The organism is Mesorhizobium sp. M6A.T.Cr.TU.017.01.1.1 (assembly GCF_004023115.1).
GTDB classification, from domain to species: domain Bacteria; phylum Pseudomonadota; class Alphaproteobacteria; order Rhizobiales; family Rhizobiaceae; genus Mesorhizobium; species Mesorhizobium mediterraneum.
In genome coordinates this window covers 3143-7258 of sequence record NZ_RZTA01000187.1, presented here as the reverse complement: position 1 = coordinate 7258, position 4116 = coordinate 3143, and the positions used below count along the sequence as shown (strand labels likewise).

General features: G+C 59.5%; 3 protein-coding genes and 1 pseudogene. 3 read left to right on the top strand and 1 reads right to left on the bottom strand.

Going from position 1 to position 4116, the window contains the following annotated elements:
• Nucleotides 1-865: pseudogene (locus EOB36_RS34565) on the top strand (hypothetical protein); the annotation flags it as partial.
• Nucleotides 866-1030: 165 nt separating this feature from the next.
• Here EOB36_RS34565 and EOB36_RS32350 read toward each other — a convergent pair.
• On the bottom strand, nucleotides 1031-1288 hold the full coding sequence (locus EOB36_RS32350) for a hypothetical protein (RefSeq protein WP_245467960.1): 258 nt from the start codon (nucleotides 1286-1288) through the stop codon (nucleotides 1031-1033).
• 276 nt (nucleotides 1289-1564) lie between these two features.
• Here EOB36_RS32350 and EOB36_RS32345 point away from each other — a divergent pair, with 276 nt between their 5' ends.
• Together EOB36_RS32345 and EOB36_RS32340 are read left to right on the top strand one after the other, a co-directional pair.
• Nucleotides 1565-2443: an ATP-dependent DNA ligase gene (locus tag EOB36_RS32345; protein ID WP_095485422.1), complete on the top strand. Its 879-nt coding sequence runs from the start codon at nucleotides 1565-1567 to the stop codon at nucleotides 2441-2443.
• 1267 nt (nucleotides 2444-3710) lie between these two features.
• Complete coding sequence (locus EOB36_RS32340) at nucleotides 3711-4061, top strand: hypothetical protein (RefSeq protein WP_095485420.1); 351 nt, start codon at nucleotides 3711-3713, stop codon at nucleotides 4059-4061.
• Nucleotides 4062-4116 lie beyond the last annotated feature (55 nt).

The following is a 4116-nucleotide window of genomic DNA, read 5'->3' as shown; positions in this document are numbered from 1 at the left end:
CGCTGGGACCGCCGCTTCCGACGTCACCACGACCGACGACAGCTCTACCGTGATTGCCCCTGCCGACGCCACCATCAGCGACGACAGCTCTACTGCGGCCGCGGCTTCCGACGCCACCACGAGCGACGACAGCTCTACTGTGGCCGCCGCTTCCGACATCCCCACGAGCGACGGCAGCTCCACTGCGGCTGTCCCTTCTGACTCCCACACCAGCGACAGCAGCTCTACTTCCGACGCCACCATCAGCGACGACAGCTCCACTGCGGCCGCCGCTTCCGACGCCACCATCAGCGACGACAGCTCTACTGTGACCGCCGCTTCCGACACCACCACGAGCGACAGCAGCTCCACTGCGGCTGTCCCTTCGGACGTCACCACCGGCGATGACGGCAGCGACACCTCCCATGTCGCCGGCGACAAGGCAGGCAGCAGTGTCGACCGGGTGTTGGCCGCCCTTTCTAGCGGCTCGGAGTCTCTCGCCGGTCCACACGATAAAACGGCCGGCAACGGGTTCGCCCACACCGTCCAGGGCGATGAAAATGTCGGCGCCAACGCCAGCAAGGGCGGCGCCGCCGAGATCATGTCCGGCCGCGGTGGCCACGACGCCTTCGACTTCAGCTGGCTTCAGGAAAAGCTCCAGGACAAGCTGCAGGACAAGCCTCACTTCGACCAGGCCTTCTTCGACGGGCTCAAGTCGGGAGGGCTTTCCGACGCTCTGTCTGCCGGTACGGCTGCGCATGATCGTTCCGACCATGTCAGCTACGACAGTTCAACCGGGTCGCTCTCTTTGGACAGCGACGGGACGGGAGACGCAGCTCAAACGCAGCTCGCCAGCCATTTCCCATGGCAGCATCATTCGCTGTGACCTGACGGAGCTACGCACAGGAAACTAGATCAGGCCCGGCCTTTGTTCACCTCGAAGAACATTGGCCGGGCCGCTCTCGTGCCGGCCATCGAGCAACTCCCGGACACCCTGCGGCGAAATACAGGTTATGCTGGCGTCGCGGGCAAGTTCTCTGCAACTCATGAGTCATGGTGTCTTCTCGATCATGTGCGCATTCATCGGGTTAGTCTCTCGACCCGTCTCAATGACGGCTTTGGCAAGCGCTTCGCCCTCGTGGATCGGCTCGGGATGATAGAACAGCAGGACAGCCTCCTCGCTAGGTAACACGCCAGCGGGGCAGGTCTGTTCAATCGCCATACGGACCAGTTTGAGGGCGGCCCGGGCATTGCAGATGTTATCTTGGCCGTTCTGCTTCCTCGCAGAGATGGACTGTCTCAGCGTCAACCGTGAAGGCGAGGCCCTGTTCCATCAAAGTCTAACGACTGGGAAAGCGCATTGGAAAGCACGTGCGGTAACAGTTGATTCAACCGTTGCTGGTATTTAGAGGAGTGTGGAAGCGGCTCCGACAGTGAGGCGGGGTGCTGAATTGCCGGAGCCGCCTGCGCAATCCGGTTGGGTTTGACCGCGCCGTCCTATTCTGGGACAGCGCGGTCAACGATTCGTTAAAATGGGAACTAATTAAGCGCATGCTAATTGAATCGCAGTTTTGCGAGTCAATGCATGCGTTTGATGTTTGTGCCGCCACTAATGCCGACTTTGGTGGAGAAGCCTCCCGAAAGCGGCGTGTGGCTACATGAGCTCAAGTTCGACGGCTACCGGTCGCAAATGATCGTTGACGAAAGCGGAACGCGCATTTTCACCCGCCGTGGCTTGGACTGGACGGCGAAATACCGCGACCTGGCCGCCGCATCGAAGTCGCTCGATGCGGACAGCGCCATCATCGACGGTGAGATCATCGGGCTCAATGATGCCGGCCTGTCGGATTTCGCAGCTTTGCGCAAGGCCATCACGCGGCGCCAGCACGATCTTTATTTTGTTGCCTTTGATCTGCTGCACCTCAACGGGCACGACCTGCGCGACATGGCGCTGCAGGAGCGCCGCGACATCCTTGCCGGCATCATCCCGCCAAACATCCACATCCAGTTCAGCCAGGCGCTTCCGGGCGACGCCAATGCGATCTATCGCCTGATCGACCAGGCCGGCCTTGAGGGAATGGTGTCCAAGCGTCGAGACAGCAAGTATCGCAGCGGCCCTTCGACCAACTGGCTGATGACAAAATGCTACACCGTCGGGGAATTCGAGCTGCTCGGCGTCGAGCGTGAGGCTGGAAAGCCGGCATTCGCCCTGATGGCCGAGCCAGGCACCCGGAAATATGTCGGCAGCGCCTCTGTCAGCGTCAATCGCGAGATGCGGGAGCGGCTGTGGCAGCGCGTCCAGGAACATGCCGGGCCACCGCCCAAAGATATGCCAAAGCGGCCGTCAACACAGTGGGTTAAGCCGGGGATCAAAGCCCGGGTGAAGCACTTGCGCGGCGAGGAAGACCTAAGGCACGCTTCGCTGCAGGATTTCTGGGACGATGACAAATGCCGGAATTCATGATCCTGCTTAGCACAAAATTCAAGCCATCTCTAATATGGGTCGTGGGTAAGTTTGAAATCCAAAAGCCGGGAGTAGATCTCATCCGGCGGGATTGAACTTGTCCCTCGGGGTGCGAAGAAGCACGTCCATCTGAATCTGCGATAGGCCTCGAACTCCAAACGGGGAATGATCGTTCGATAGAACGTCATTAGTCGTTCGCATATATGGTATCGATCATCAGGCGAGGTCTGGACACGCTCTCTGGGGATAAACAACTCCGCTTCCTGGGTTTCATTCAAGTAAGCGGGGCGCGGCAGCCTGACGAAATAGCCGTCTTTAGTCATCCTGACGTCGTTGGAATCGATCGGGTGGCAATCCTTGTTTCCGCAGCAGTCATAGTAAAGAACGGGATCAGTCTTGCCCGTATACCAATCATGGGCATCTGCATCGCCGGGCAACACAAGCCACGCCAATGCAATGTGTCCTAGCTGTCTCATGGAACTAGCCCCTCACCATTTTGCGTATAGCATATTAGTGAGAGCTAATCATAGCGCTTCGACATCCAGGCGCTGATTGACAGGCTCGGCCGTGACCAGGGCTCGATGCATGACGACCTAGCCGGGCTCTTTGTCTGGTCAAATTGCAAGGCTGCCGGCCGTGACCGCCGGCAGGTGTTCTTCACATGCATTCCTGATTACGAAGGCCAGCAGCGGGCGCGCAATCGCGATTGGAAGCCAACTTTCGAACGAGGGGGCTGAAAGTGGCCGGCGCCACTGTGGGGGGCGTTGGGGTAGATTGCCTGTAGGGCGCCGGCCGGGCGGATTGGGGTCCGCCGTTGGAAAGTACCGACCTTGGCGACTCATGTAACTTCCGTGATCGCGGAAGACCTACGCGCTGCCGTCTGTTTCGCTTTCTCGGCTGCATTGTCGTCGCGATGTGGGCGGGCGGCAATCCTCATGCAATGAGATGGTATACCCCCCAACGCCGGCCGGGATTGCGGCGGGCGTTTTGCGACCGAAGGGAGCGAGGACGAGAAGTTGCTTATAGGCGGGATGGCGACTTCATACAGAATGATGAACAGAGATAAATCCTGCTTCCGCATCCTTGGCCGTGTGTTCGGTGAACCGCGGCGCCATCCGCGGTATGCGACATGGGATGATCCCCAGATAATTTGATCTATCGCAAATTTGCAGAAGATTTAGCCCGCTGCCTCACGGTGGCGGGTTTTTTTCGATGAGGAACCTTACGCCGCGGCGTCCGTTGAGCCCCACCAAAAGGGGAGATCACAATGGCCGACGACCCAAACGAAGCCGCAACACCGACGGAGACGCAGCGCGAAGCTCAGGAAGCCTTGGAGAAGCAAGTTGCGCAGCTGAAGCGCGAGATCAACAAGATCAATCGGACGCTCGCGGAGCGCGCTGAAGAGGTGGTCGAGGAAGCCACTGGTTGGTATGAGGGCGCGGCCGATAGCGTGTCTCGGACAACGCAAGCACTTCGCAATAGGGCGTCTACTGCTTCCGGTGTCGTTCAAGAAAATCCTGGCACGGTATCGTCAGCCTTCATGCTGGGCGCGGCTGTAGGCTTGCTGTTGGGCCTTGTTCTTGTGGCTGGCGGCCAGCGCCGGGACCGCTGGATCTAATCACGCTCAAATGAGGGCCACAGCCCGCTGCCTCCGGTGGTGGCGGGCTTTTTTT